Here is a 25,894-nt window from a genome sequence, read left to right on the forward strand (position 1 = left end):
CGTGCACACGCTCCCACCAGGCTTGCCCAAGCCCCCCACTCAGTGCTCAGGCAGTGTCGAAGCCCATCGCGAAGGTGATGCTGGCACCGACAGCGCATCGCGCGATGTCCATTCGGTCGGTCAGCTCGCGGACCAGCCACAGCCCGCGACTGCCAGGATCGTCCAATGAGGGCAGTGCAAGTGGGATCATGTTCTCGTCGAAACCGGGACCCTTGTCGTTGACCTGGCAGCACAGGCTGTTCGCAGTTCGGAAGAGCCTGAGAGTTCCCTCACCTCCACCATGTCGTACGGCGTTGCACATCACCTCGTGGACGGCCAGGACGAACTCGGCGCGGCGCGGCTCGGCGAGGGTGGTCCGTGACGTGTGCAGGTCGACCTGGATCCGCATCCTCGCCAGGTCCGCGGCGCAGAAGCGCGATTCCAGAAGCAGTTCTCCCTCTTCCTGCGCCGAGATCGTCTGTGCGGTCATCGCGCAGCTCCTTCACTCTCGATCAGGACCACGGCCTCCACCTGAGCGGCTCCGAGGCGACGGAGCAGCTGCGCATGGAACGGGGAACAGTGAACCTCCACACGCTCCCGCCGGCCGCACTGTTGGACCTGTCGGAGTACCTCGGCCGCGCAGGTGACAGAGAGGAAGGTCACGGGCGTGAGGTCGATCATCAGCGTCTGGTCAAAGCCGGAGCGGGCGAGTGCGGTCCGGAAAGCTACGCTCCACTGCTTACGGGTTGCCCAGTCCGCTTCCCCGACCAGTCGGAGCCCGTGGTTGAGATGGGAAGCGCCCAGTTGTCCCGGCTGCTCCAGCAGGGCGACGGGGTGCCCCACGCGCATGGCCTCCACCGTCTCAGGTGTGAAGCGACGGCGGTCGTAGGTGCAGATCTCGGCGTAGAGGCGGTCCTCGAAGAGGGATTCCGCATGGGTCTCGCGGTGCATCACGCCCTCGATGTCCATCGCCAGGTCCTGGACCCAGGCCATGTCGATGATCGACCGCAGCCCGGCAAATCCCTCGGCGATCGCCTGCTCGGTCTCTTCCCGCAGGCGCCCCATCTGTCTCTCCGCGGTGAAACGTCGTTGGGGGTGGATCAGCTCGCGCATGCTCGTGAACTCCAGCTGCCCGCGTTCCCGCGCCGCTTCGTACAACTCCGCGTGAGGAAAGAGCTGCTGGAACACTTGATCGTCCGGCACAGCAGGATCGGCCAGCACGATGATCTTCTCACCACGCGCCAATCCGAGCTGCGCGAAGACTCCCAGCACACCCCAGCGCGTCGCATCGTCCGCGTAATGCGCAAAAGCATGATCCCCCAGCCGCATCTGCTCCACAGCCAGAGTGTGAGCATCCACTTCAACGGCCACAGCCACCCCCTCCGCCCGATCGGGCGTCACCGGCTCGATGAAGAGCCGGCACAGCTTCTAGATGGGCAGTGACGGTATAGCCCGGTTTCCCCGGGAGAGGCGACAGGACCGCAACCGACCGAAGCCGACAAAGAAACACCTGATCCCGACGCAAAAGCGCCGCCCTCGCCCGCGAGCGCCGCAGAAGCGCCGGCCGGGAGCCCCCGCGGCAAGTCACAAGCCCGCCCTGTCCGCGCGATCCGGCTCCCGGTCTGTGACGTAACCGTGCGGGCGCTCCCCCGGCCCGCTGCATCCGGCACTCCCCCGCATCCGGAAGCATCGGTGTCCGGGATGCGCCGCCGGAGGGCCGGCGGCGGCGGGAGAGGAAGGCCGTGCGGTGATCAGTGTGGAGAGGGTTCTCGTAGTGGGCCTGCCCCTGCCCGAGCTCGTGGCGTACTTGGAGGACTTCGCCCACACCGAGGAATGGGATCCCGGGACGATGTCGTGCGTACGGCTCGACGACGGGCCGGTCCGGATGGGTTCCCGCTGGCGCAACACGTCGGTCTTCCGGGGCCGTACGACCGACCTGGAGTACCGGCTCGACGTCCGCGAGCCCGCGCGGCTGGTGTTCGTCGGGGAGAACAGGACGGTGACCGCGGTCGACGATCTCCGCTTCGGCATCGAAGGGACCGGCACGCGGCTGACCTATCAGGCCTCGCTGAGGTTCAAGGGCCTCGCGAAGCTGGCGGCGCCGTTCCTGCGGTCGGAGTTCGAGCGGCTGGCCGACGGGGTGTCCACCCGGTTGCCGGCCGCCGTGGCGGGGCGCAGCTGACCGGGTGCCCCTTTGTGTCTCGCCCCTTTCCCGGCTCGCCTGGTCATTGGCGTGTCCGAAGCAGTACGCGGGATCACGACGGTCGCGGTAGACCGTTGTGATGGGCCTTCGTTCACCAGCCGATGATGCGGACGACGAAGAAGGCGGCCACCATCACCGCCCCGAAGGCGATGAGGCCCAGAAAGGCCCAGGGATGCTCCCACAGCCCCCCATCCGGACGCTCCTGGTGAGCAGAGGCTATGGAGCCCTCCGCCTCCGGTGTTTCTTCCGGCGGTACTTTCGGTGTGGACATGATTCCTCCCGTGCTTTCGGTTCAGTCGGGTCGATCGGACGGCGCCGCGGCTTCCACCCGCTGTAGGGCGGCCGCGATCCGACGTGCCGAGGGATCCTCGAGGTGCCCGAGAAGATCGTCGACGAGCTCGTGCACTTCGAGGGCGGGGTCGGCTCCCTGTTGAAGGGGTGGCGGGCTGCCCACTACGGCGCGGGAAGCGAAACCGGTGTCCATATGCGGAAGCCGGGCGTCCACTACGGCGACGTGCCGCCTGCGAACCTCTCGCGCCAGGACGCCGAGCCAGCATGCCAGGGCCGACTTCGAAGCCGCGTAGTCCGCGGTTCCGGCCAGTGGGGCGTTGACGATCGCCCCGCTCACGGCCGCCAGGAAGCCGCCATCGCGGACCGTGGATACGGCACCCCTCAGGACGGCCATCGGGCACAGGGCGTTGACGGTCATCAAATGCTCGGCGGCGGCGTTCGGAACCTCGGCGGCCGGCCCGAAGCCCGCGACCCCGACGGTCACGAGGACACCGTCGAGGCGGTCGAGCGCGGACAGCGCCCAAGCGCCCGCTTCGGCGCAGGCATCCAGGTCATAGGCGTCCAGCACGCGGGTGGGGCAGCCCGTCAGCCTGGCCAGCTCCGAAAGGCTCCGCTCATTTCGCCCGGCGAGCGCGAGGCGGGCGCCACGGCCGTGCAGCTCCGAGGCCGCCAGTCTGCCCACGTCCCCGGTCGCGCCGACCACCAGCAGCCGCGCCTCAGACTCAGCAGTGGTCATCTCGGTGCTCCAGAAGTCGAACGGGCCCGAATGTGAGGCATCGATCTGAGGGTGGGAGACAGTCGGTCGCCTCTCGTGCGGCCCGCTCCGGATGGCCTCGCCACCAGTGGAGGCTGTCGTGAGCCGACTCGCCTCTGTGACACGGCCGACACGGCCGTACGTTCCGGAGGCCGCGACCAGCAGGCCCACAGGAAGCCGAGACGCGCGGTCAACTCGTGGCGTCGGGGCACGAGCCCTGGTCCGGCTCCGAGGTAATCAGCTTGACCACGACCGACCGGCACGACAAGTTGCAGTGTTTATGCATCGAATTATCCGTTTCGTGAAGCCGTGTGGGGATCGCAGCGCCCCGGTTCGGCGCGGCGGAGGCCGATGGGGGGGCGCAGGCGTGGCTGGACGGCTGACGGCGCACCGCGCTGTCGATGGTCGCCGAGCACGGACGCGTCCATGCGGTCCGTACACCCGACGACGCGCAGGCCGTGATGGTGGACGTGTGGGGCGAGACCGTCGCCCGCCTGGAGGGCCCTACGCCTCCGCCAAACACGCCCTCGAGGGCCTCATCGAAGGCCACGAGTCCGGGGGGAAACCCTTGGGTCTGCGACAACTCGATCACCGGCGCCGACACCCCCGCACCACCGGCTACGAACCCATGGCGGGCATCACCGACCAGATCCGCGCCAACACCCCACAGGAAACCGAGTACGCCAACTTCCTGCGCGCCTCCGGCATGGGCAACCTTCTCGACCGAGTGCCCCGCCCCGGAACGCTCCCGCAACCGGCCACGCGTCCGCCGCGGCGGACGTGAGCCGGGCCTGCGTACGGAGAAGCCCGCGAGCCCCGGACGCGTCGGTCCGGGGCTGTTACTGATTCCCATTGATGGTCGTCAAGCAGCGGAACGTAGGCTGCGACTCATGGAATCGTTGATCGCTGCCGTCCGTGAGCAGGAAGAAGCTGCCCGCTTTCTCGCTTGGCCGGGTGACTTCGACCTTGACCGAGGCGATCATGTCGAGGAAGTACACCTCGCCTCGGGTGCCGCGCTTGAGGGGTTCGCGGGAGATGGTGCCGGCGGCACGTTCTTCTTCTGCGGTGAAGGCGGGGAGGAACGTCCGATCCTCTACGCCGACTCCGAAGGAGGTGCGGGGCTGGTCGCCATCGGCCTGCACGAGCTGGTGCGGCTGCTGCTGGTCGTCCCTTGGTGGCAAGGCTGCCAGACGTTCACGGACGACGAGAGCCGCAACCTTGAGGCCGAGTACCTGGAGGACATGCCGGACCTCGCGGCCAGGAGGGACCGTGCTGCCGCAGCCCTTGGCCTCGATCTTCCGGGTCAGGCCGAGGCCCTGGATCGCTTGAGGGAGGTGGCCACTCGGCTGGGGGAAGACTTCGTTCTGATCTACACGCCGGAGGGACACCCCTACGAGCCGCTCTTCACGGTCTGAGGCTCAGGCCGCGGCGATAGCACGCTGGGGAGGCTGAGCCTCGGAGGTGCGCTGATCGCGTATGGGGCCCATAGGACGTCGAGGCGTCGCCGAGCGAGGGCGAGGATCGCCTGTTGATGACTCATTCCGCCATGTACCGGTGTGCCGCATGGTCGTCGAGCAGCCTCTGCATCCGGTCCACTGCGGGCGCAGGCGTGGGCGCGGGGATGGTCATGCTCAGCAATTGTCACCGGCGGCGCCGGACGACGTGGCGAACGGGATCGAACGAAGCAGCGTGCTTGTGACCGATGAGGCACGCGGAGTGTCATAAATGCTCATTCAGCAGCCTTCCTGTCACCGGTCCCGTGGCCGGCGGCTGGAGGGGTGCGCAGCCGGGGACGTTCTCCTTGGGGCCCGAACATGATCAGATACTCGACCGGTCCGGCGGATCCGGCGTTCGCGACTCCGTGGGGGGTGCGGGTGTCGAACTCGATGATCTCCCCGGCGGTCAGGACGAGGTCCTGGTTGCCAAGTGCGAGCCGCAACCGCCCGTACAGGACGCACAGCCATTCGTAGCCCTCGTGGGACACCTGTCGGGGCCGTCCGGGCGCCTCTGCGACGGCAGGCAGTACGTGCTTGTGGGCGTGCAGGCCGCCGACGTACGGGGTCAGCGGCAATACCGCCTTGTCGTCGCCGAAGCTGTGCGGCGCCGTGTGGTGGGGCTCGGCAACTGGGGCGGGTGCGGTGCCGGCCAGCTCGTCCAGCGCGACTGCGTATTCCTTCGCCAGGTGCAGCACCACCTCGAGGGTGGGCTTGCGCCGGCCCGTCTCGATCCGCGACAGCGTGCTGGGCGAGATGCCGGTCGCGCGGCTGACGTCGGCGAGTGTGACGCCGCGGCGCTCGCGCACGACCCGCAGCCGTGGACCCATCGCCGCCAACATCTGTGGCACATCTTCGCCTGACACCGTCCCGGTCCTTCCCGTCGTGCCACTTCACCGCCCTGTCCTGCAACCTTGCCAGAATGGCAACGCTGATCGCGCCGAGCGGCCACTGCGCCGCATGATCGACGGGTTCCCGCCGACCGCCCGCGAACCGAGGAGAACTCCCCCATGCGATCCGAGCCGACCCCCGCACTGCGCCACCGCACCGTCGAGGCCCCGGCCGGGCGCCTGCACCTGGTAGAGCAGGGCACCGGCCCGTTGGTCCTCCTCGTGCACGGCTTCCCCGAGTCCTGGTACTCCTGGCGCCGCCAACTCCCGGCCCTCGCCGCGGCCGGGTACCGGGCAGCGGCGATCGACGTACGCGGCTACGGCCGCTCCTCCAGGCCCGCCGCAACCGACGCCTACCGCATGCTCGACCTGGTGGAGGACAACGTCGCCGCCGTGCACGCCCTCGGCGAGGAGAACGCGGTGATCGTCGGCCACGACTGGGGCTCCAACATCGCCGCCACCTCCGCCCTGCTCCACCCCGGAATCTTCCGGGCCGTCGCCCTGCTGAGCGTCCCCTACGCACCGCCCGGCGGCCCCCGCCCCACCGAAATCTTCCGCCGGATCGGCGGCCCCGAGCAGGAGTTCTACGTCTCCTACTTCCAGGAGCCCGGCCGCGCCGAGGCGGAGATCGAGCCCGACGTCCGAAGCTGGCTCGCCGGCTTCTACGCGGCCCTGTCCGCCGACACCATGCCCGCCGAGGACGAGCCCGACCCGCACTTCGTCGCCCGCGGCGGCCGGCTGCGCGACCGATTCCCCGCCGGGACGCTCCCGGCATGGTTGACCGAGGACGACCTCGACGTCTACGCCGGGGAGTTCGAGCGCACCGGACTTACCGGGGCCCTCAACCGCTACCGCAACATGGACCGCGACTGGGAAGATCTCGCCCCGCACCGCGGAGCCCCGATCGAACAACCGTCCCTGTTCATCAGCGGCACCCTGGACGCCTCCACCACCTGGATGTCCGACGCCATCGACGCCTACCCCACCACCCTCCCCGGCCTGTCGGCCTCCCACCTCCTGGAAGGCTGCGGCCACTGGATCCAGCAGGAACGCCCCGACGACGTCAACAGCCTGCTGACCGACTGGCTCGCCACGATCCGGAGCTGAGACGGGCGGGCCACCGGAGCAGCCTGGCAGAGCGTTTCGGGCGGGCCACGCCAAGTGACACATGCCGGTCTGCTCGGTGATCGTCCTGTCGCAGTGCAGCCGGTACATAGGGACTCATCGACCTTCATGAATGCCGGGTAGTTCGAGACTGCCGATGGCCGCCGGTCTCAAACAGTCTGGCTTTCGCGGAAGTCCCGCTCGCCGTGTAAGCGGAAGTCCTGGCGATCGTCGGCCCCGTGACGACATTCGTACAAGGCCGGGGGCCGGCAGCCCGGGCATCCTCCGGGCATGGGTATGTACGAGGACAAGCATGTGCACGGGATGCATGTGTGCACGACGGCTCGCGGGAGGCGCCGCCGCTGGTGCTCATCCAGGAATCGGGGGCCTCGGGCAGCTCCGCTTGAACGTCTCCATGCCGATGCTCTTCCCACGCTTCGAACTGTCCTCTGCCCCTCGGCCTTCCTCCGGCTGCTCCCCTTCCGGCCCCTGGGGGTCTTCCAGTTCTGATGGCTCGGGCTCGGTGCTGGTCCGAACCCCTCTCGTATGACGGACTTCATAGCAATGGACCCCGACTACCCCCTGGGGTCTCGTCTCTGAATCGGGTTCAGTTCTACTGTCCAGCGCGCACGCTTCGTGGGGGCCTCTCTTCACGTCCGTTCTCGTACCGACGGCGCAGGGTCATCGAGGTCGTGCTGGATCGCGGGCATGAAGCCCTTGCCACTGTGCGGCCGAGGCAGGCGGTCCTAGTCAAGGTCGTCGGGATCCCACTGGCCGAAGCCCCACAGGTCGGCCGCGGCGGCATCCAGCAGGTCCCAGACCGTTTACTCGGCGTGCTCGGGGAGTGCGGCGAGGACTTTCGCGGCCGGTGCCGAGAGGCGGACCGCGTACGGGGCGGGCTCACCGGCGCCTGCGGCCTCGGACCTCGGCCATGTCCACGAACCCCGTCTCGTCCTGGCCGGACGCCACGAAGGCGTCGACCGCGGGCGCGGAGGCGAGTCGGGCCTGCCAGACGTGGACGACCTCGTAGAGGGTGGTCAGGGAGAACGTCCGGCGCGACTCCTCCAGTGCGGCCGCCCACTCCCGCTCGAAGGCCGGCACCCACCGCTCCGCGCGCCCGTCCGCGCGGAGCCGGGCGAGGAGTTCGGCCGGCGCACCGGGCGCGGGCGCGTACGGGGCGGCGGGTGTGTGGTCGGGCTGGGCGCTCATCGGCTCCTCCTCGGCGGGGTGCTACCGCCACCGTAGAACGACGGGAGCCGAGCCGTGGCGGTTCGGGCAGACGCAGGAGCCCGGGAGAGCCCCTGACGTGGCAGTCCAGCCGCTCGAGACGCAGGGCTCATCGGTGGTGTCTCTCCGCAACCGGCAGGCAGCCCGACCTGGGCCCGCGCGCTGCGGCCCGGCAGGCACCGTGTTCGCCGCCACCGCCGCGAGTATCCGGGGGCGGTAGCGGAAGTCGTTGGAGGCGGTGACGACTCCGGCCGGATCCCACCCCAAGGCGGCGGGGGGTCGCAGCCCGGCTTCCCATGCGCGGGTCCTCCGGAATACCGGGTTCAGGCTGCTGGCGACGGTACGGACCAGTACTTCGCCGACTCCTGGAGTGGGCTGGGGAATCTCCCGGACGGACAGGACTTCGGACCCGCCGTGACGAGCGATCTGGATCGCGTACATGGCGACCTCCCATGCGAGGCGAGTGGACGGGGAATCAGGTGATCGAAGCTTCGTGTTCGGCGTCCTTCGCCGACGTCCGTGTCCGGGGCAGGACGAGATAGGTCAGGGCCAGTCCGATCAGGCTCAGGAGCGCGCCCGCCAGGCCGGTCCACCGCAGAGCGCCGTCGGCGACGATCGCGCCGCCGATGACCGAGCCGGCTGCGGCCCCGAGGTTGAAGGCGCCCACGTTGACGGAGACCGCCACATTGGGGGCGGCGCCCGCGTGGTGCAGGACCAGTCCCTGCAGCGGGGCGATGGTCGCGGTGGCGAGCAGGCCGAGTACCAGGACTGCTGCCACGGCGGTGGGCTGCCACACCACGGCGAACGGGACGAGCAGGAGCGTCCCGGCCAGCCCGCCGAATACCCCGCGTACGGTGGCGCTCATCGACTTGTCGGTCAGCTTTCCGGCGGTGAGGTTGCCGAGGAAGCTGCCCGCGCCGTAGGCGAGCAGCAGACCGGAGACCGCCGTGGCGGAAAAGCCGGAGACCCGGGTCAGCAGCGGGGCGATGTAGGTGAACACCGTGGCGACGCCGGAGAAGCCCACCGCGGTGGTGGCGATGGCGAGCATGACCGGCCGACGTGCCACCACGCGTATCTCGTCGCGCAGTCGCGTGGACGGTGCCTCCTGCCGGGGCAGTACGGCGGCAAGCAGCACGGTGCCCACCAAGGAGAGAACGGTCAGCGCGGCGAACGGAGCCCGCCATCCGGCGCCCTGCCCGAGCAGTGCCCCCAGGGGCACTCCGAGGAGCGTGGCCACGGTGAAGCCGGAGGCCACGGTGGCGATGGCCGAGCCCGTCTTCTCGGCCGGGACCACCCGGGTCGCCGTCACCAGCGCCAGGGCCAGGAAGGCGGCGTGACTGAGCGAGGAGACCACGCGGCCCAACAGGAGCAGACCGAACGACGGCGCCACGGAGCTGATCGCACTGCCCGACGCGAACAGCAGCATCAGCCCGATGGCGAGCCCCTTGCACCGCAGACGCGAGGTCAGCAGGGCCATGAGCGGCCCTCCGATCACGACTCCGAGCGCGTATGCGGTCACCGCTTGTCCGGCGGTTCCCACAGAGACGTCCAGATCAGTGCCGACCTGGGGCAACAGCCCGGCGATCAGGTACTCCGAAGTACCCACGACGAAGACGCTCGCGCACAACGCGGCGAGCGTCGCGAAACCCTTGTTCACCTTCATGCCGCAGACGCTAAAGTCTCATATCGATATGAGAGTCAAGTCGAACGGGCAATGTCCGCGCGACTGTCAGGAGGTCCATGTGCGCATCGGCGAGCTGTCCCGGCGGACCGGTGTGGCCGTGCACCTGCTGCGCTACTACGAGGAACAGGGTCTGCTCCACCCGCAGCGGCGCCCCAGCGGATACCGGGAATACGTCGAGGAGGACGTTGCCGTTGTCCGTCGCATCCGCAGCCTGCTGGCCGCCGGCCTGAACACCTCGACGATCGCCACGGTCCTGCCGTGCCTGCGGGACACCGGCGACCGTCTCGTCCCCACCTGCTCGGACCTGCTTGCCGACCTCCACCAGGAGCGCGACCGCATCGCCCAGGCCATCAGCGACCTTCAGGCTTCCATGGACGCACTCGATGACGTCATCGCTGCGGCCCCGGCCGACGTCACTCGCAGGGCACTGGCTTCACTCGAAGTGTGAGCGAATCAGCTCTTGGGCCGCCTCTTTCGGATCTCGTCTGCCGGGCGAACCGGTGGACGTGACCGCTTCTGCAGCGGGTGGGCCAGCGCTGTCAGCGGTCGCAGCCATGTTCGTCGGCAGGGGCTTTTCAACTTCGGGAAGGGGTGCCATGTCTGACGGGAGCAAGTGGCTGGCGACGTCGGACATCCTCTGGAGGGTGCGGTCTTCGCGCGCGGCATATCCGCTGACGAACTGGCTGTGCGTTTTGGGCGGGATCCCGGGCGAGGCAACGGAGCCCATCACTGACGGCGAGGTGGAGCACCCGGGCATGAGAGGGCGCGGCGACGGCGTCGTACGGGTCGGAGAGGACGCGGGGTGGGCTTTCGCCGCGGAGTACTGGGACTCCACCGGTGCGGACCGCCTGGAAGAGATCGCCTCCGGCAGGGTCGATGCCGTCCACTTCCTGCCGATGGGCGCACGCCCGCCTGCCAGGTTCCACTACGCCAAGAACGGCGCGCTGACCTGCGGTTTCGACATCGGCGAGGAGCACCGGCGCCGGGGCGTGGAGCTCGCGTGCCGTCCTCGGCGAGGCCCGCTTGCCCGCCTATGCCGTCCGCGGCGCCCCTACCTTGCACACCGGGCCGGAGCCCGACGACCGGCAGATCAAGGCATGGGCTGCCGCTCTCGGTCTCACCCGGAACGACGCAGGCGGTCGCGTCCCTTCGCACGTTCGTGAAGCCTGTAGCCGGGAGCATCCCCGCGGACGCGGGGATGGTCCGGCACCCGGGTGCGCCTCATGGACGTGATCCCTCGCGCGCTGCACGTCCCGGTCCATCCACGGCGCGCCGGTGCGGAACTTCAACGCGATCGTCTCGATCGCCCCTCCCGGTGATCACGCCCCTGCCCACCCTCGTCGGCATCCGGTCCGGCAGCAACGGCTCGATCAGCGCCTGCTGCGCATCAGCCAACGGCGCATATCAACCAGTGATCGGACAATCCGAGAGAAACGGCCTAGCTCTGGCTGTTGATGAAGCCGATCAGGGCGGACCCCCACCAGCCGACCTGGCTGAGAGTGGCGGCGAGGCCGGACTGGAGGAGGAGCCGTCGCGGGACGGCGGGGAGGCCCTTGTTCCGGTAGGGAGTCAGACGCTGGCCGAGGCCGTGCGCGTAGAGCCCGTTGAGGGTCACGGCCAGCACCAGACCCAGCTTGACCAGGGTCAGGGGGTTGTCCAGGTCGGGCCGGAGGAGCGCGCCGGTGACGGTGAGGCCCGCCAGGCCAACCCAAATCGGGGTTGCCAGCGCGTTGGAGGCGTCCAGGATGTGGGTCAGCCGACGGCGCCCGGCCAGCCACAGGATGCCGATCCAGTCCACGGCGAGGACCGCGCCGAACCCGATGACCAGGGCCGCGATGTGCAGGAACCGGGCCGCCATCTGCAGGGTGGCGTCGGCGTGCAGGTGGCCGGCGGTCCAGCACAGTGCCGCCTCGGCTCCACAGGCCAGTACTCCGAGGACGCCGAGCACCAGCACCGGGGTGACTTTGGCCTCGGTGGAACCTGCGGCGTCGGACGGCGCGAGGGCGGTTTCGGCTGCGAGCGCGGTCATCAATCAGGCCTCGCGGGTCGGCGCCACGGCCGTGCCGGCCGTGCGGTGGGTACGTCTAGACATGCGGAATCCTTTATTCCGATACGGTGATCCGTCAGTAAGGTAAGGCGAACCTAAAGATCTGTCCATACGATGTTGAACGATCTCGCACCTCGGACGGCGAGATCAGCGTTCCGCCCCTTCGTCCTCCTGGGCGGGGATTCGCAGCACGCGACCTGTCCGACTCTCCGCCGCGGCTTCTGCCCCGCCTGCGGCACGCGTCTGGTGTGCCTGTGGCCGACGGCTCCTGCACGGTCATGGTGACCGGCTTCAGCCTCGCCGACCTGAGCGGCACCGACCCACTCGGCCACTCCTACCGCGAGAACGCCGCACCCTGGATGAACATCACCCTCGCGCCCGGTCCGACCGTCCTGATGTCCGACCCCCGCGTGGCGGCCATCCCCGCCGCCGACTGCGGCGAGCCGCTCATCGACGTCCGCGGAACCCTGCTGGTCGACGATCGCAGAGCCGACGCGACCGGCTCGAACCGGGCCCTGCCGGCCGACGTCCTGTCCACCACCGGGTTGATCGACTAAGGCACGGAGTGGTGGCACTGGAGCTACGGCGACCGGTACCGGGCCCTGATGACCAACCAACCGACGGCCCTGTACGGGCCCCGCGCCCTTCGCCGACCGGGTTTCGGACGAGGCCTCGCTGCATCCCCCGTCGGTGGGGCCTCCTCGTTCACACACCTGCAGTCGAAGACCGTGCCGCCGACCCGGCCGCGCTACCGGATGCCGGCCGAGACCTGCCCGATGTACACCTCCAGGGGCTCGAACCCCCACGCGGCGCGCAGCGCCTCGAGCTCGTCCGGGCTTCGGACGGGGTGCGGGACGAGCGTCCCGTCCGGGCCCTGCGTCAGCTGGGTACCGAAGACCTGCTGCTGACCCTGGGCGAGCAGCACCCGGTCCTCCAGCAGAGCGCCGTGCTGCGGATCGGCGTCGCCTGCCGTCACTGCGGCCGTGAGCAGTTCCAGGCACTCCCGCTGGAAGTCGGGCCTCCGGTCGGCGTGTTGCGCGAGTAGCCAGGCAGCCCCGGCGGCCCGCGGCCCGACGAGCGCTTCGCCCGGCCACCCGCGCACGGCGATCAGCTCGCCCAGCCACGCGGTATTCGCCTCGTCGACGGCCCTCCACCGCTCCATCAGCTCCGGCGTCCGCTCTGCCACCGGCACCAGCCGGACCGCCTGATCCTCCTCCTGGCGCCGGAGCAACTCCGCGCCCAGGACCTCGTCGACCGCCGGCCGGGGCCGCAGAGCCGCCGCACGGTCGATCACCCCGAACAGCTCCGCGGCCAACAGCCGCGTGTCCTCGGGAAGGTCGAGCCGGTCCAGCGCACTGCGCTTCACCCAGTGGGACGTGTGCTCGGGCGTACCGTGCACAGCGAACGGACGGTCGACGACACCGACGACGATGTGGTCCCGGTGCACATGCCGCCGATCGCAGCGGCTGTCCGCGGCGGCCGGCATTGACACCACATGCCACACCGACGGCGCCGCCGAGTGCGGGTACCCCTCCGGAAGCGGCGGCGGCAACAGGCGGACCCGGTGCCCCGTCTCCTCGAGCACCTCGCGCACTGCCGCCGTGAGTGCGTCCTCACGGTCCTCGACGTGCCCTCCCGGGACGAGTTCACCCCCGAGACGCGGATGCTCAATCACGCACAGCCGCCACTCCCGACCGAACCGCGCGAAGGCATAGCAACTCGCCGTCTCATGTACCACCGAATCACCCATGCACCCGATTCTCCGACCAGCCGGCCTCAGACGATCGGCTTCCGGGCAAATCGGCGGGTGCCGTCGGCTTGGAGCTGATGCACCACGTCCACGCCACGTAACCGAGGTCCTCCAGCGGGGAGCCGGGGCTGCGGTGTCGACGTCGATGAGAGCCGTCGAAGCCCCTGGAGCGCAGCAGACCGAGGAGGGCTGCGACGAAGGAGGAGGCCGTCATAGAAGGGCGCCGGACTGTGACACCGTCACGGACGATGCCCGTCGTCATGCGCCCGCCGGTCAACGCCACGGCGCCCGGCACGGGGAGCGTCGGCGGTGCACTGGTGGTCGGGCGGCCCGGCCGGTCGGTGTGGTGGACGGTGCCCTCGGCAATCAGCAGCGGGGCGAGCCCGCCGGCGTAGAGGGGTAGGTGCGCGTCGGCGGTAAGGAGCGGTACCCAGGCGGCTTCGACGATGTCCTCGTCCCCGGCGGCGGCCGGCTCTCCGTGGACGTAGGTCGCGCGGAAGACCGCGAAGAGGTCGTGGGACGCTGGCGATGCGTTCGCCGACGTGGACCAAGGGCCGACGTCCACGACCACGCCTGCCTCCTCCAAGGTTTCGCGGGCGGCGGCCTCTTGGAATACGGCCGGTATCGGTTCTTCCCTTCGTCGGGGCTGTTCCACCGTGGGCGTGGCCTCGCGGGGGAAGTCAAGGCCTGGGTGAGGTGGCCGGCGACGGTGAAGGCGCCCTTCGGGTCGGCGAGAAGGCCGGCCGGTTCGACCGGGCGGCGGCTGACTACGCCACGGGGACGGTGAGGCTACCCGCGCGGATGGCGTCCAGCAGCGCGTCCTTGACCTGGGGCGGCATCAGGTTCAGTGCCTCGACGGCTTCAACGGTGAGCGGGACCTCCTGGAGCAGGTACTCGCCGCGGTCGTCGCGAGCGAATTCCGGGCCGGTGCGGTCGTCGAAGTTCCAGACGACGGCGTGGGCGAGGTAGAAGTGCTCGGTCTCGCCCTTGTCGTTCTCCAGCTGGCAGAACGGGTGCAGGTCGACGGCTTTTCCGGCGATTTCCTCGCGGACCTCCCTTAGCACTGCGGCTTCCAGGTCGGCGTCCTCGGGCTCGACGCCGCCGCCGACGAGGACCTGGTACGGGGGGATGCCGGGGCGGATGCGGTTGATGACGAGCATGGTGCCGGCAGTGGTGAGCAGGATGGCGCGGACGCGCTCCTTCATGGGCTTCTCCCTGTGGTCGTTCCGCAGCTGTGTATGTGATTGCCGTGAATCGCCTCGTGGTACCCCGGGAGGCAGGACCGGCACCGCGTCCGGCGGCGCGGCCGCCGGCACCTTGGGAGTCACCCGCTCGGCGACGTCCCGGATCAAGCCGCCCGGTGTCTACGAGAACCGGGCACCAATGTGCGCCCGGCGGCCTCGGAAGGGGGCCCGCGGTGCGAAGTAGCCCATGCTAGTCCATGCCCTGATCAAGCAGTCTGAAAAGATCGAAGCTGGTCTCCCGTGGCGCCGGCGGTGCATCGTCGCTGGGGAAGTAGTGCCAGCACCCGCTCGTCAAGGCCTTGCTGCGGTCTGTGTTCAGGCGGGACTTGTCGATGGTGGTGAAGGCGGCACCGATCCTCGAGGTCTGGCGCACCGCGTCGTGCAGCAACTCGGGGTACTCCTCCCCCAGCCGGCCCAGACCCAGGCTGCGGGGATCCGAAGGATTTCCCACCCGATCTCTTCCCGGGGTAGCTGGGTTGCCGCCCTCTTGAGGGTCTGGCGGACGGTGGTGTGGGTGAACGCAGTGTCGTCGTCCTTGTTCTTCACCTCGACGGGCACGCGGGCCCGGTTGCCGGGAACTTGACAACGACGTCAAACTCTTCCCCCTTTGTGCCTTTTGATTTGTTTCGCGTCACGGTGGCGGGCACGTGCAAGAGGGCCGACAGCACGTCCCCCTCGTACAACGCGGAGGCGATGTCGTTGGTGCGGGCGTGATCGAGGAAGTCCTGGAACCAGGAGAAGCTCTGGAACTCGTAGACCCGTCGTGCCAGCTCGCGTCTGCGATGAGCGGGCAGAACCCACCGCAGATCCTGCCCGCTGCGCGTATCGGCCTGTGCGAACCTCTTCGCCACCCACTCGGGCCCGAAGAAGGTTTCCAGCATGGCCTCCGCCAGGATGTCGGTCACCATCCCGGGGCGGCCCTGCGTGAACGGATCCCCCAGCATCGTCTGGACTCGTTCAGAGACGATCTGGTCGTAGGCCGCCCACTGGGCGTCCGCGTTGGTGTCTTCCGGGTGCAGGTGAGACCGGCGCGACGTCACGAAGTCGTTGAAGCTGGGGATCGGCGTCATACGGCGTCCCCGTCCGACAAAGCCCCCACCCTGCCCCTGCCTCTCGGTCCCACGTCGGACAGGAACGTAGCGGTCGTTCAACTTCCTTGGCGATCAGGCCATGTCAGGGCGTGCGAGGGTTGGTGGCCGGCAACGCGAACCGCCTTGGCGACACGCTGCCCGGTCGCTTCGCTCGAACCGCGGTGCCACCTCCCCCGCTGCGCCGCACTGCCGTCCTCACGCGCCTGGGCCCGCGCCTGTCGATCCGGCCGCCAGCCGCGCCTACGTCCGGATCCTGGCCGCGCCCGAACAGGCCCGCAGGCTTTTCGACTGGGGCGAAGCTGTCGCCGAGCAGCTCGCCGCACTCCACCAGGTCCGCTCCCGGCTCGGCGTCACCCGAGCCGCCCGACAGTCCGTCACCGAACCGGCAAATGACGTTCTGACCATCTGACAGCCCGCGCTTGCGCCTGCTGCGGCAGCCGAAGGGTGGCGGGGCGCATGTGCGCTGTGTCCCCGATCGTGAGGTCAGAGCGCGCGGGTCAGCCTCGTCCGTCCAGCGGTGCCGCCTACTGAGGCTTTCCCGGACACGACTGGCTCGCCACCATCCGCCTCCCGCCCTGCGCACCCGACCTGACTCCCGTCGAGGCCGTCAGGTCACTCGTCCGCAGGGCGATGGCCAACACCGCCTTCGGCACACCGGACGACCTCGACCGTGTCCTCCAGCGCGAGTTACGCAGAATCCGACTCCGGCCTCACCTGATCGACGGCTGCCTCACCGCCATCGGCCTGACCCTCAGCACCACCGACCCCACCCTGAAAACCTCAGTGACGATGAATCTCGGGCTCGGGTCACCAGGTGCGCCGCGCCTCGCGTCCGTGTCGCGAGCCCGGCGAGTGCCGCATCATGGCGTGCCTGGACTTCCGCACGTTGAGGTTCGCGTGCGTGAGCCGGGAAGCCGGGAGATGTCCTCGTCCCGGATCTCGTGGCCCTCGGCGCGGAGCCGGGCGAGCGGCCAGCCGGCTCGGCGGAACCTGCGACAACCGCACAACCTTTATCTGTGTCAACTCATGACAGTGGTTCCTCGCGGTCGGGCTCGGCGGCGTAGGACGTGAGGCGATCGGCGAACGCGATGACGAGGTCGCGGAGTTCATCGGGGCGCTCGATGACGAACGGCCGGTCGAGTGAGGCGAGTACCGGGGGCAACCAGTCGAGCCGCTCCGCCCGCAGCTCGACGCGCAGCCAGCGCTCGGTGGTGCGGTCCTCACCGACCGCGGACTCGTGCTCCTCCAGGCTCGCGACGCTCGCCGGAAGGCGGGTGCGGATCTGCTCGACTGTCCCGTGGATCCGCAAGGTCACCTCGTGCTGGTACTCGGCCGTGGCGAACCCTGACAACACGCGCTGTTCCGGACCGGGACCCACTGGCGCTTCGAATGAGCCGGGCAGGGTCCGCGCGTCTGTGATGCGATCGAGCCGGAAGGTTCGGTCCTCGCCGATCCGGGCGTCCTTGCCCGTGACGTACCACCGGCCCGAATGGGCGACGATCCCGTACGCGTGCAGCGTGCGTTCGGTGCGCCGTCCGTCACGGTCGGTGTAGCGGATCGAGACCGGTCGGTGGTGGCGCACCGCATCGGCGATCGTGAGCAGGACCCCGGCGTCCGGGGTGTCGAACTCGCCGGGCTGCTCCGTGAAGGCGAGAGCTTCCAGGAGTGTGTCGAGCCGGCGGGCGATGTGCTTGGGCAGCACCCGCCGGATCTTCGCCGATGCCGTCTCGCCTGCCGTGCGCACCGTCGTCGTCAACCCTGCTCGGCGGCCCGCGACCAGGCCGAGCACCACGGCCAGCGCCTCGTCGTCGCTGAGCATGAGCGGAGGCAGGCGGTACCCGGGCCCCATCCGGTACCCGCCGTAGCGGCCGCGCACCGATTCCACGGGCACGTCGAGGTCGATCAGTTGGTCCACGTACCGGCGCACGGTGCGCCCTTCGACGCCGAGCCGGTCGGCGAGTTCGGCCACCGTCCGGGTGCCGCCCGACTGCAGCAGCTCCAGGAGTGTCAGCACGCGGCCGGTCGGTCTAGGCATGTTGGCAGCCTATGCGAATACAGGACCGATTCTGTCCACTATTTCTCCTAGCCTGCGACGAGCGAGCACGCCTCCAGCACAGCCAAGGAGATTCCCATGGACTTCGTCTCGATCCGCATCATCACCAGCGACGTCGCACGCCTCGTCGACTTCTACGAGCGAGCCACAGGGGCGCGGGCGGCGTGGGCCACCGAGGACTTCGCCGAACTCCGGACCGCGGGCGCCACCCTCGCGATCGCCGGCACCCGCACCGTCCCGCTGTTCGCCCCGGGATCTGCCCGCCCTGCGGACAATCACAGCGTGATCACCGAGTTCCTCGTCGACGACGTGGACCGCGTTCACCAGAACCTGACCGGCTTCGTCACCGATTTCGTCACCGAGCCCACCACAATGCCCTGGGGCAACCGGTCGCTGCTGTTCCGCGACCCCGACGGCAACCTCGTCAACTTCTTCACCCCCGTCACCCCGGCGGCCATAGAGAAGTTCACACGCTGACGCCACGCACAGCCGCACACTCGGGAGCCCTGGTATTCCGGGGCTCCCGGTGAACGCGGCCGCCGAGTAGAGGAGCGCCACCAGCAGGTGACGTCGGAACGCACCGCTGACCCCCGAAGGACGTCTGCGCTCGTGTCTGCGGGTCGACGCCGGGCGTCCGATCGCGCACGTCGCTGCGGGAGGCGGGATCTCCCGCCGCTGCCTGGCGAAGTGGTACGCCCGCTGGTACACGCGGAAAGCGCGGGTCCACTCGACCAGAAGGGCGATCTCCTGCTGCAGGCCGGCCGGCCCGGCCCGGTTGAGGTGTCTCCACTCCACGTCCATGGAAATGGCGCTGCGGGCGGCGGCGATCAAGGCCCTCGGCCTGGCGGCCGGCGCCGCACGCCGCGTACCAGGCGCGGATGTACGCGTCGGAAGGCAGGGCCAGAGTGTTCCCGATCCGGGAGGTCTTCGCCGGGTGCCAGCCGCACACGAGGGACAGCTGGTGACCGGCCAGGCCCGCGTCCAGGCACGGGTGCCGCAGGCACCTGGCGAGCGCGCTGCGGGCGGCTTGGGCACGACGCGCTTTCACACGGCCGTGCAGGCCGAGGCGCACAGCACGGCGGCGGGCCGGATCGCCGGACATCCCACCGCCGGTTCAGGGGCCTGTCAAAGCTGTTGTGAAGCGCGTGAGGAAGCAGGGCTCATTTCTTGCAGGGGAACGTCACCTGCTCACTGCGGACGCTCTTCTTCTGGTCCGGCAGGTGGAGCGTGACGTACCCGGTGACCACCTTGGCGTTCCTGGGCGCCGGCATGTCCACGACCTGAAGGGCGACCTTGGTGGACGTGCCCGCGCCGAAGGCGAAGGATCCCGGGGAGACCTGGGCGCGGCCGGCGTTCACGGTCCAGTGGTAGCGGACCGTGCCCGGCCCGGTCGCCGTGACCTTCCCGTCGAAGGCCATGGCCACGGGAGTGCCGTTGCACTCGACGGTCTCCCCCGGCTTCAGCAGGGTGACCACTTCGACTTTGGTGACCTTCACCGGCTGCTTGACCCCGCTCGTCCCGGCGGCTGCGGCCTGCGCCACGTGGGCGGGGGCGAGGGCCACCGAGGAGGCGAGGAGCGGGGCTGCGAGGAGCATGAGGTGTCGACGCCGCATCGTGCTGCCTTACGAGTGAGGAAAGCCCCCGATCTCGGTCCCAGGATATCGGCGACCCGCCCGGGCGGCCCGGCAGCCGACAGTCAGCCCCGCGAAGGAATCGCCGCTCTCGACACGGGTGCCTCACCGCGCTCCACGCCACCGACACGCCACAGCAAGAAGTCGAGGGCGACACCGAATCGCCGAAGTCCGGTAGGTGCCGGTGAGCGCCCCGCTGGAGGTGCTGTCCTCGAGCCGCGCCTCCAGCAGGAGACTCTCACCGCCGGAAGGGACAGCACCGACCTGGGAAAGCCGTCGGAGTCCCGCGGCCGACGAGCCTGCACGGATGATGATCGACGTGGGGTGCTCGCGACCCCCACCGGCCCCTCGCCCCGGTCGGCGAGCTGCTGGAGCGTGCGAAGGGCTATCGGGTTGCCCGGGTGATCCAGTCCAGGTACTCGGCAGGCCGACGTCGATCGTGAACGCGATGACCTCTGGCGAGTCGTACGGATGGTTGTCCACCAGGTGCTTCTCCTGTACCTCGCGCCGGTCACCGGTCGTGCGGAACGCCACCTGATACTCAGTGCCCTCGCAGGCCTGCCCGAGGTGCCGGTACGTCGTCTCGATGGGCACGTCTCCTGCCCGGAAGCAGCCAGGCCAGCCTCCACCGCCGAGCGCGACAGCTTCCGGGCAGCGTCTGTTTGTCCACGGTCGTGATCACGACCAAGAAGTCAGCCATGACCGGGAAGACGGTCGTCCGGTGGCCGTCGACGAAGGCGGCCGGTTCGTGGGGGTGGGCGCCGTCGCGCCGGTGATGTCCAGGAAATCGGAGGCGCCACTGCCCGCGCGTCCCATACCCTCGGCCCGCACCGACCCGTCGGACATCATCAAGGACTTTGTGAATCACTTCGATCTTCTCGCCAAGGCCCCCTCGATCGCGGCCGGCATGGCCGCCGCCGATCACAGCCCGGACAGCCAGCTGTCCCAGACCCGCCACCGCGCCGCTCTCGTGGCGAGCTGGCACATCGCACCCGGCTCAACCGTCCTCGAGCTGGGCTGCGGCCAGGGCGACATGACCGCCGTCCTCGCAGAAGCGGTGGGACCCGAGGGACGCGTGGTGGCCGTTGACGTCGCCGCAGCCTCCTACGGAGCGCCGGTCACGCTCGGAGAATCGGCAGCCCGGCTCGCCGCGGGCCCACTCGGGCCACGCATCGACTTCCGCTTCGGCACCGACGTACTCGACCCGTCGGTCGACTTCCCCGAAAGCACCTTCGACCACGTGGTGCTAGCCCATTGCTCCTGGTACTTCGCCTCGCTCGGACAACTACGTGACACGCTGGCCCGGGTACGGCCGTGGGCGCGGCGACTGTGGTTCACCGAGTGGGACCTGACCCCTACCTCCGACGACCAGCTGGCGCACCTGCTCGCCGTTCTGATCCAGGGGCAGACCGAGGCTGCGGGATTGCACGGCGAGGGCAACGTCCGCACACCTTTCTCCCGTGACGGCCTGCTGCGGCTCCTGCCCGAGGCCGGCTGGGCAGTCGACGGCAGCGAGCCGGTCGATACCGGAGAGCTGCAGGACGGCGACTGGGAAATCGCAGCCTGCCTCGACCTGGTGGGAAGCGACGGGCCTCTGGCCGCGCTGCCCGCGCCGGTGCGACAGCTCGTCCTGAGTCAGGCCGACGTTCTCCGGGCCGTTGCCAAGCCACGCGGCAACCGCGCGCTCCCCGCGTATTCAGTCACCGCGCACTGACGGACGACCCCAGCAGCCGACCCGGTCAGAGTCCATCGAGATCAGCCAACCTTCACCCGCCCCCAAGCCGGGAACGTGGAGGTGCCGGGCGAACCCTTGGCCAAACGGAGGTGCTGTAATCAAGGTCCGGCCGAGCGTGTACGACCTCACTGTCTCCATCGGTGACATGGGACAAGAGGATGGGTAAGGGGCGTCAGCCGTCGGTCGGCGCCGGTTTCCTCGGACAGCTGGGGGTGGCCCTCTACCGAGTGAGACACCTTCTCATCACGCCGGTCCGCATGGAGCTGGGCGAGGAATTCGGCCGGGGCACCGGGTGAGAAAGACCCCACCCCGCCCCGGGGCCCGAGCGGTCCCGGGGCACAGGGCGAGATAGCGGTCGGCTGACAGCCTGGCGCACTCCGGCAGCGGGCGTACTGATCGTCCACGCCATGTCCCGCCCCGACGCCTCGACCCTGGCCGTCTTCGGCACCGGCGAACAAGCCCGTCCCCAGGCCACCCAATCGGCCGAACTCCGTGCCCGCCGCAGCACCGCTTCCTGATCCACACGACAGGATGCAGGTCCGGCGGGTGGGCGCCCGGTTCCAAGACCGGGGCGACCAGGCGTACGGCACGGCGGGACGCGGCCCGGCCGACCGAGGCCCGGCCGGGCAACTCATCGGCCCACTGGTCGCCGAGAAGTGATGCCGGACAACGCGGGTGTCGCGAATGAATGGCTCAATGAGCATGCGTAAATGGCTAGTTGAGGTCCATGTGGTCATGTCTTGGATCACATATGTTGCGTGGTCATGACATTCTTGTGACCGTCCTCCTAGGCTCTGTGCCACATCGACACACCCCTGGGGGAAACATGAACAAGTTGCGTGCGGTCCTGACAACTCTGGCGGTCGCCGCCGGTCTGCTGGTCCTGTCGCCGACGGCTCCGGCTCAGGCTGCGGCGATGGTTTCAGGCTCTTCTGTGTGCAGCGGAAGCCTTGTCGACTACCAGCAGATGGGCACCTACCACAAGGTTGAGGTCTACTGGAACAGCTCGACCCAGAAGAACTGTGCCGTCCTGCTCTCGAGCTACGGCACCAAGCACTCGATGCACGTCTCCATCCAGCGCTGCAAGGAGACCAACCCCTCGACGTACTGCACGCCCGACCTTGCTGCGGGCGCGTACGCCGAGAACGCCGGCAACTTCGGCGAGTACGCCGGGCCCGTCACCGTATACACCGGGAACAAGTGCATCCGCGTCTTCGCATACGCCACGATCGGCAGCAACAGCTGGGGAGCCGACTCCGGCAGCATGCGGGGCGGCAAGCAGGCGGCGTTCTGCTAATAGCCGTACGGTTTGAGTGAGGGGGGCCGGTTTACCCGGCCCCCCCTTTTTTGATCTGCTGCGGGGCATCGGGGCGATGACACGGGATGGTCCGGCCCTTGATGATTCTGTGCGCGGTGCTTCGGACGATCACCTGTGCCTGGGCACTGAAAGCGGACAGCGGGCACACACGCCGCTCCCGGCGCACGAGGGCTTCGGCCCAGCAACACCGCACGGCAGCATGCCCGCGACAACTTGGGGGGCAAGGCTTTCGTGCAGGCGAGGCCCGGAAGACGTAGTCGAGACCGCATGACCGCTGTCCGGCGAACGCGCAGGAGGCGACGACAGCAGCCCAGGACTTCGTGACAACCGGAGACAGCGCCCAGGATCCGGACGAGGGCGGCCACTCCGATCCCGGGTCCGGGCGGAGGATGCAGGCGCGTTTCTGCGGTGAACCCGCGAACCCGCTCCCCCAGCGGGGTGAGGCGCCTCGACCCGGCCTGCCCGCGGCGGACCCACTTGTGGGCATTGGGCCTCGATGTGCCCATCTCGGCCGCCACATGTGCGACCGGGCGGCCCGTGAGGACTCGTTCGAGCAGGATCCGCCTGGCGTGCACGGTCAGGCGGGCATGACGCCGTGACACGAAGACCTCCGGCGCCGTGCAGTCCTGGACACCTCCACCGCGCCGGAGGTCTTCGCCATGATCAAGACCTGGATCCGTCAGCAACGCTCGCGATCAATACATCCAGGCCGTCCCTTTCGGATCGGCCGGCTGGACTCGCGGACGGAGACGGCCCCGGCCCGGCTCCGGACGTGTCCGGCCGTCGGGCCTCCGTGGTGAGGGTGAAGGAGCCGAAGGTGCCCTTCCCGCGAAGAACGACGGACTCCGGGCACACCCGCTGCGACGCACCTGGCACCGCCCGCGCGGACCGGCGCGGCCCGGCCGCCGTGCCGTTCGCCGCAGCCGTGACGGCCACTCACCATCTGCACGGCCGAGCGCCGTTGTCAGTGGTGACGGCTATGTTCGCAGTGTTGCAAGGGGCCGTTTCCGACAGGAGTGGATGATGTCCGAGAGCAGTGTTCAGCCCACGCTGAGGGTGGTGCTGGCCGACGTGAACGAGCACGTGGTGCAGGCGTGGCGGGCGGCGTTCGCGGACACCCCCGGCATCCAGATCCGCAGAGGCTCGATCCTCGACGAGGACGTCGACGCCTGGGTCACCCCCACGAACTCCCGGGGCCGGATGGACGGCGGCGTCGACGCCGCCATCAAGCGCCACCTCGGATCCGGCATCCAGGTACGGGTACAGCGCGCGATCCGAGACCGGTTCGCCGGAGTCCTCCCGGTGGGCAGCGCGGTCTGCGTCCCATCGGGCGCGACCGTCCCCCGGTACCTGATATCGACGCCGACCATGGTGCAGTCCTCGCAGAACGTGAGCGCCACCATGAACGTGGCACTGGCCTGCGCCGCCGCGTTCCAGGCCGTTCACCGGCAGAACCGGCTGGTGCCGGGCAGTATCCGCTCCGTGGCCCTGGTCGGGATGGGAGCGCAGACCGGCCGGGTCCCGGCCCGGGTGTGCGCCAACCTCATGTGGACCGGCTACACCCTCTTCCACGAGCACTGGTTCCAGGACGACGACGAGTTGCGCGCCACGATCCTCGCGCAGCTGAACGGCATCGAGAACGCTCCCGTCGAGGAGCGGGTACGCATCGTGCCGCCGAAGCCCGACGAGCCCGTCCCTGCCGGCTGCCCGGCCGGCCACCTCCCTTCCCCCACCAAGACGAACGAGAGCTCCTCTCCTGTGACCGACGCGAACGACCCCCTGGCCCTCACCGAACTCTTCGACGGCGGCGGCGATCCCTGGCTTCCGCTCCTGAAGCCGGTCATCGAGGCGCTGCCGGACGCCCCCCGGTTCATCGGGAAGGGCCGCAGCCCCGAGGTCGTCCCGGTGCGCGAGCTGACCTTCCAGGCGCTCAAGCCCAACCCGCCGCACAAGTGGAAGGTTGTCGCCTTCGGCCAGAATCCCTACCCGCGGCCGGAGAGCGCGACCGGCATAGCCATGTTCGACAACACCTTCAGTGACTGGAAGGACAGCCAGTTCGGCCGGGTCGTCAGCATCCGCTGCCTCATCAAGGCGGCGGCGATGTGGAAGTACGGCATAGCCAAGAAGACGCCCATCTCCGAGGTGCGCGCGTTGTTGAAGGAGCGGGACACCGTCCAGCCGCCGGAGTGGTTCCAGGCGATGCTCACGCAGGGCGTGCTGCTGCTGAACGCCTCCCTCACCGCCAGCGGCGACGGGGCGATGGGTGCCGACCAGCACACGGCGTTCTGGCGGCCCGTCGCCGAACGCATCGTCGAGGAGATCCTCAAGGCCAAGCAGGAGGCCGACGAGGAGGACCGCGGGATCGTGTTCGCCTGGTGGGGGGCGCACGCCCGCAACCTCAAGCGGGTCGTCCTGCGACTGCAGGAGAAGTACCCGGACGTCGAGGTCCGGCACATCGACCACGCGAACCCGGCGGCGCAGGGCGACATCTTCTGCGAGGGCGACCACTTCGCCCTGGTGAACGAAGCCCTCGCGTCGCTGGGCGCCGACCCGGTCGACTGGCTGCCGAGCAAGGGGTGGGATCAGGGGACGGCCGGCGCGGACGCGGGAGTCGCCGCACGCATGGGCGCCTTCATCGAGTCGACGATGAACCTGCACCAGCTGTACCTGGAGCGGCTCACCAGCGTCAAGGACGAGGGCCTGGTCCTCCCCGCGATCACCGGCGTGTTCGACACCCAGCTGATGGATTTCCAGGAAGCCGTCGCACCCGTCGCCCGGACGCTGGTCGGGCTCGCCGGACACATCGACCGCTCACACGAGTTCGGCAAGCGGCGAGCGGACGAGACGTCCGCCGGCCTGTCAGCCGACGCGATCGCCGCGCTCCACCTCTACACCTGCGAGTCCGCCTTCTACCGCGAGATCAACGCCGTCCTGCGCTCCCCGGACCGCACCAGGATCACGCCCTACCTCCCGTACCTGCGGCTGCTGTTCTCGGCGGTCTCCGGGCTGCCCGCGCACACGCAGCCACTGTGGCGCGGCGTGTCGCTGGACCTGCGGGCGCAGTACCCGGTGGGCCGGACGGTCACCTGGTGGGGCGTCTCCTCGTGCACCTCCCAGCTGCAGGTGGCTCGGTCCTTCCTGGGCAGCCGCGGCAAGCGCACGCTCTTCGAGGTGACCCCCGCCAGGGCGGTCGGGATCAAGAGGTTCTCCGCGTTCACGGGAGAGGAGGAGTACATCCTCGCGCCGGGCACGCAGCTCAAGGTGACGGACGTCAGGAGCGAGCGCAGCGGTCTGCACACGGTCAGTCTGACCGAGGTCGACGAAGCTCCCATGGTGTCCTGACCCCCGCTCCGGACGAGCCGGTCAACGGCCGTCCGGTGTGGTCGCAGGGGCGTGGCGC

Annotated in this window: 27 protein-coding genes and 2 pseudogenes; 12 read left to right on the plus strand and 17 right to left on the minus strand. The window is 69.3% G+C overall.

The features are described 5' to 3' along the window. Positions 1-46 precede the first annotated feature (46 nt). The gene (locus tag ACXNSR_RS00135; protein WP_458640065.1) at positions 47-469 is read right to left on the minus strand and encodes an ATP-binding protein; all 423 of its coding nucleotides are present in this window, start codon (positions 467-469) and stop codon (positions 47-49) included. Further along, complete coding sequence (locus ACXNSR_RS00140; protein ID WP_458643509.1) at positions 466-1,308, minus strand: MEDS domain-containing protein; 843 nt, start codon at positions 1,306-1,308, stop codon at positions 466-468. Before ACXNSR_RS00140 ends, ACXNSR_RS00135 begins: the two co-directional genes overlap by 4 nt. A 418-nt stretch (positions 1,309-1,726) precedes the next feature. Between ACXNSR_RS00140 and ACXNSR_RS00145 the strand changes: the two genes are divergently transcribed. Further along, a complete protein-coding gene (locus ACXNSR_RS00145; RefSeq protein WP_458640066.1) occupies positions 1,727-2,161 on the plus strand; it encodes an SRPBCC family protein in 435 nt (144 codons plus the stop codon). 112 nt (positions 2,162-2,273) lie between these two features. Here the strand turns inward: ACXNSR_RS00145 and ACXNSR_RS00150 are convergent, their stop codons facing one another. Together ACXNSR_RS00150 and ACXNSR_RS00155 are read right to left on the minus strand one after the other, a co-directional pair. Further along, positions 2,274-2,456 (minus strand): DUF6480 family protein, encoded by a 183-nt coding sequence (locus tag ACXNSR_RS00150; protein WP_458643510.1) that lies wholly within the window; start codon positions 2,454-2,456, stop codon positions 2,274-2,276. Positions 2,457-2,474: 18 nt separating this feature from the next. Next, a complete protein-coding gene (locus ACXNSR_RS00155) occupies positions 2,475-3,209 on the minus strand; it encodes an SDR family NAD(P)-dependent oxidoreductase (RefSeq protein WP_458640067.1) in 735 nt (244 codons plus the stop codon). Between the two features lie 586 nt (positions 3,210-3,795). On the opposite strand from ACXNSR_RS00155, the gene ACXNSR_RS00160 reads away from it, so the two are divergent. Both ACXNSR_RS00160 and ACXNSR_RS00165 read left to right on the plus strand, forming a co-directional pair. Next, complete coding sequence (locus ACXNSR_RS00160) at positions 3,796-4,011, plus strand: hypothetical protein (protein ID WP_458640068.1); 216 nt, start codon at positions 3,796-3,798, stop codon at positions 4,009-4,011. Positions 4,012-4,117: 106 nt separating this feature from the next. Beyond that, positions 4,118-4,642, plus strand: a complete 525-nt coding sequence (locus tag ACXNSR_RS00165; RefSeq protein ID WP_458640069.1) for a hypothetical protein — start codon at positions 4,118-4,120, stop codon at positions 4,640-4,642. A 314-nt stretch (positions 4,643-4,956) separates the two neighbouring features. Here ACXNSR_RS00165 and ACXNSR_RS00170 read toward each other — a convergent pair whose 3' ends face one another. Next, on the minus strand, positions 4,957-5,550 hold the full coding sequence (locus ACXNSR_RS00170; RefSeq protein ID WP_458640070.1) for a helix-turn-helix domain-containing protein: 594 nt from the start codon (positions 5,548-5,550) through the stop codon (positions 4,957-4,959). Positions 5,551-5,730: 180 nt separating this feature from the next. On the opposite strand from ACXNSR_RS00170, the gene ACXNSR_RS00175 reads away from it, so the two are divergent. After that, positions 5,731-6,717, plus strand: a complete 987-nt coding sequence (locus tag ACXNSR_RS00175) for an alpha/beta hydrolase (protein WP_458640071.1) — start codon at positions 5,731-5,733, stop codon at positions 6,715-6,717. A gap of 897 nt (positions 6,718-7,614) precedes the next feature. Here the strand turns inward: ACXNSR_RS00175 and ACXNSR_RS00180 are convergent. Then, entirely contained in the window at positions 7,615-7,923 is a 309-nt protein-coding gene (locus ACXNSR_RS00180; protein WP_458640072.1) for a DUF6247 family protein, read from the minus strand. Positions 7,924-8,416: 493 nt separating this feature from the next. Further along, complete coding sequence (locus ACXNSR_RS00185) at positions 8,417-9,604, minus strand: MFS transporter (protein WP_458640073.1); 1,188 nt, start codon at positions 9,602-9,604, stop codon at positions 8,417-8,419. A gap of 79 nt (positions 9,605-9,683) precedes the next feature. Here ACXNSR_RS00185 and ACXNSR_RS00190 point away from each other — a divergent pair, with 79 nt between their 5' ends. Next, positions 9,684-10,073: a MerR family transcriptional regulator gene (locus ACXNSR_RS00190; RefSeq protein ID WP_458640074.1), complete on the plus strand. Its 390-nt coding sequence runs from the start codon at positions 9,684-9,686 to the stop codon at positions 10,071-10,073. Between the two features lie 990 nt (positions 10,074-11,063). Here the strand turns inward: ACXNSR_RS00190 and ACXNSR_RS00195 are convergent. Beyond that, the gene (locus ACXNSR_RS00195; protein ID WP_458640075.1) at positions 11,064-11,654 is read right to left on the minus strand and encodes a hypothetical protein; all 591 of its coding nucleotides are present in this window, start codon (positions 11,652-11,654) and stop codon (positions 11,064-11,066) included. Positions 11,655-11,920: 266 nt separating this feature from the next. Between ACXNSR_RS00195 and ACXNSR_RS00200 the strand changes: the two genes are divergently transcribed. Further along, positions 11,921-12,229 carry a hypothetical protein gene (locus tag ACXNSR_RS00200; protein ID WP_458640076.1) on the plus strand — a complete coding sequence of 103 codons (309 nt, stop codon included), beginning with the start codon at positions 11,921-11,923 and terminating at the stop codon, positions 12,227-12,229. Positions 12,230-12,420: 191 nt separating this feature from the next. Here ACXNSR_RS00200 and ACXNSR_RS00205 read toward each other — a convergent pair whose 3' ends face one another. The 5 genes from ACXNSR_RS00205 to ACXNSR_RS00225 all read right to left on the minus strand — a co-directional run bounded on the left by ACXNSR_RS00205 (position 12,421) and on the right by ACXNSR_RS00225 (position 15,736). Further along, positions 12,421-13,422, minus strand: a complete 1,002-nt coding sequence (locus ACXNSR_RS00205) for a DUF6624 domain-containing protein (RefSeq protein WP_458640077.1) — start codon at positions 13,420-13,422, stop codon at positions 12,421-12,423. Beyond that, positions 13,415-14,077, minus strand: coding sequence for an NUDIX hydrolase (locus tag ACXNSR_RS00210; protein ID WP_458640078.1), 663 nt, complete (start codon positions 14,075-14,077; stop codon positions 13,415-13,417). The genes ACXNSR_RS00205 and ACXNSR_RS00210 overlap by 8 nt, the downstream gene beginning before the upstream one ends. 112 nt (positions 14,078-14,189) lie before the next feature. After that, positions 14,190-14,627, minus strand: a complete 438-nt coding sequence (locus ACXNSR_RS00215; protein WP_458640079.1) for an NUDIX hydrolase — start codon at positions 14,625-14,627, stop codon at positions 14,190-14,192. Positions 14,628-14,856: 229 nt separating this feature from the next. Continuing rightward, positions 14,857-15,054, minus strand: a complete 198-nt coding sequence (locus ACXNSR_RS00220) for a hypothetical protein (RefSeq protein WP_458640080.1) — start codon at positions 15,052-15,054, stop codon at positions 14,857-14,859. Positions 15,055-15,208: 154 nt separating this feature from the next. After that, the gene (locus tag ACXNSR_RS00225; protein WP_458640081.1) at positions 15,209-15,736 is read right to left on the minus strand and encodes a hypothetical protein; all 528 of its coding nucleotides are present in this window, start codon (positions 15,734-15,736) and stop codon (positions 15,209-15,211) included. Between the two features lie 564 nt (positions 15,737-16,300). Here ACXNSR_RS00225 and ACXNSR_RS00230 point away from each other — a divergent pair. Next, positions 16,301-16,532, plus strand: a pseudogene (locus ACXNSR_RS00230) (IS630 family transposase); the annotation flags it as partial. A gap of 249 nt (positions 16,533-16,781) precedes the next feature. Here ACXNSR_RS00230 and ACXNSR_RS00235 read toward each other — a convergent pair. Beyond that, entirely contained in the window at positions 16,782-17,792 is a 1,011-nt protein-coding gene (locus ACXNSR_RS00235; protein ID WP_458640082.1) for a helix-turn-helix transcriptional regulator, read from the minus strand. Positions 17,793-17,888: 96 nt separating this feature from the next. On the opposite strand from ACXNSR_RS00235, the gene ACXNSR_RS00240 reads away from it, so the two are divergent. Next, positions 17,889-18,287 (plus strand): VOC family protein, encoded by a 399-nt coding sequence (locus ACXNSR_RS00240; protein WP_458640083.1) that lies wholly within the window; start codon positions 17,889-17,891, stop codon positions 18,285-18,287. A gap of 683 nt (positions 18,288-18,970) precedes the next feature. Here ACXNSR_RS00240 and ACXNSR_RS00245 read toward each other — a convergent pair. Next, positions 18,971-19,423 (minus strand): hypothetical protein, encoded by a 453-nt coding sequence (locus ACXNSR_RS00245; protein ID WP_458640084.1) that lies wholly within the window; start codon positions 19,421-19,423, stop codon positions 18,971-18,973. A 123-nt stretch (positions 19,424-19,546) separates the two neighbouring features. Beyond that, positions 19,547-20,035, minus strand: a complete 489-nt coding sequence (cutA, locus tag ACXNSR_RS00250; protein WP_458640085.1) for a divalent cation tolerance protein CutA — start codon at positions 20,033-20,035, stop codon at positions 19,547-19,549. 265 nt (positions 20,036-20,300) lie between these two features. Between cutA and ACXNSR_RS00255 the strand changes: the two genes are divergently transcribed. The 3 genes from ACXNSR_RS00255 (at position 20,301) to ACXNSR_RS00265 (ending at position 22,473) form a co-directional block, all read left to right on the plus strand. After that, a complete protein-coding gene (locus ACXNSR_RS00255; RefSeq protein ID WP_458643511.1) occupies positions 20,301-21,155 on the plus strand; it encodes a class I SAM-dependent methyltransferase in 855 nt (284 codons plus the stop codon). Between the two features lie 380 nt (positions 21,156-21,535). After that, positions 21,536-21,694, plus strand: a complete 159-nt coding sequence (locus tag ACXNSR_RS00260; protein WP_458643512.1) for a hypothetical protein — start codon at positions 21,536-21,538, stop codon at positions 21,692-21,694. A 308-nt stretch (positions 21,695-22,002) separates the two neighbouring features. Then, the gene (locus ACXNSR_RS00265; RefSeq protein ID WP_458640086.1) at positions 22,003-22,473 is read left to right on the plus strand and encodes a hypothetical protein; all 471 of its coding nucleotides are present in this window, start codon (positions 22,003-22,005) and stop codon (positions 22,471-22,473) included. A gap of 467 nt (positions 22,474-22,940) precedes the next feature. On the opposite strand, the pseudogene ACXNSR_RS00270 reads toward ACXNSR_RS00265, so the two are convergent. After that, a pseudogene (locus ACXNSR_RS00270) lies at positions 22,941-23,096 on the minus strand (IS481 family transposase); the annotation flags it as partial. Between the two features lie 421 nt (positions 23,097-23,517). Here ACXNSR_RS00270 and ACXNSR_RS00275 point away from each other — a divergent pair. Then, positions 23,518-25,836 carry an ADP-ribosyltransferase domain-containing protein gene (locus ACXNSR_RS00275; RefSeq protein ID WP_458640087.1) on the plus strand — a complete coding sequence of 773 codons (2,319 nt, stop codon included), beginning with the start codon at positions 23,518-23,520 and terminating at the stop codon, positions 25,834-25,836. The last annotated feature ends 58 nt before the right edge of the window (positions 25,837-25,894 follow it).

Source organism: Streptomyces sp. NC-S4 (assembly GCF_054353315.1).

What these genes read in the sequence shown, in the direction of transcription:
- ACXNSR_RS00165 (WP_458640069.1), top strand. Translation starts at nt 4,118, where the DNA reads ATGGAATCGTTGATCGCTGCCGTCCGTGAGCAGGAAGAAGCTGCCCGC.
- ACXNSR_RS00180 (WP_458640072.1), bottom strand. Translation starts at nt 7,923, where the DNA reads ATGAGCGCCCAGCCCGACCACACACCCGCCGCCCCGTACGCGCCCGCG.
- ACXNSR_RS00185 (WP_458640073.1), bottom strand. Translation starts at nt 9,604, where the DNA reads ATGAAGGTGAACAAGGGTTTCGCGACGCTCGCCGCGTTGTGCGCGAGC.
- ACXNSR_RS00155 (WP_458640067.1), bottom strand. Translation starts at nt 3,209, where the DNA reads ATGACCACTGCTGAGTCTGAGGCGCGGCTGCTGGTGGTCGGCGCGACC.
- ACXNSR_RS00205 (WP_458640077.1), bottom strand. Translation starts at nt 13,422, where the DNA reads ATGGGTGATTCGGTGGTACATGAGACGGCGAGTTGCTATGCCTTCGCG.
- ACXNSR_RS00215 (WP_458640079.1), bottom strand. Translation starts at nt 14,627, where the DNA reads ATGAAGGAGCGCGTCCGCGCCATCCTGCTCACCACTGCCGGCACCATG.
- ACXNSR_RS00135 (WP_458640065.1), bottom strand. Translation starts at nt 469, where the DNA reads ATGACCGCACAGACGATCTCGGCGCAGGAAGAGGGAGAACTGCTTCTG.
- ACXNSR_RS00225 (WP_458640081.1), bottom strand. Translation starts at nt 15,736, where the DNA reads ATGACGCCGATCCCCAGCTTCAACGACTTCGTGACGTCGCGCCGGTCT.
- ACXNSR_RS00240 (WP_458640083.1), top strand. Translation starts at nt 17,889, where the DNA reads ATGGACTTCGTCTCGATCCGCATCATCACCAGCGACGTCGCACGCCTC.
- ACXNSR_RS00140 (WP_458643509.1), bottom strand. Translation starts at nt 1,308, where the DNA reads ATGCGGCTGGGGGATCATGCTTTTGCGCATTACGCGGACGATGCGACG.
- ACXNSR_RS00275 (WP_458640087.1), top strand. Translation starts at nt 23,518, where the DNA reads ATGTCCGAGAGCAGTGTTCAGCCCACGCTGAGGGTGGTGCTGGCCGAC.
- ACXNSR_RS00175 (WP_458640071.1), top strand. Translation starts at nt 5,731, where the DNA reads ATGCGATCCGAGCCGACCCCCGCACTGCGCCACCGCACCGTCGAGGCC.
- ACXNSR_RS00265 (WP_458640086.1), top strand. Translation starts at nt 22,003, where the DNA reads ATGAACAAGTTGCGTGCGGTCCTGACAACTCTGGCGGTCGCCGCCGGT.
- ACXNSR_RS00195 (WP_458640075.1), bottom strand. Translation starts at nt 11,654, where the DNA reads ATGACCGCGCTCGCAGCCGAAACCGCCCTCGCGCCGTCCGACGCCGCA.
- ACXNSR_RS00245 (WP_458640084.1), bottom strand. Translation starts at nt 19,423, where the DNA reads ATGCGGCGTCGACACCTCATGCTCCTCGCAGCCCCGCTCCTCGCCTCC.
- ACXNSR_RS00170 (WP_458640070.1), bottom strand. Translation starts at nt 5,550, where the DNA reads ATGGGTCCACGGCTGCGGGTCGTGCGCGAGCGCCGCGGCGTCACACTC.
- ACXNSR_RS00235 (WP_458640082.1), bottom strand. Translation starts at nt 17,792, where the DNA reads ATGCCTAGACCGACCGGCCGCGTGCTGACACTCCTGGAGCTGCTGCAG.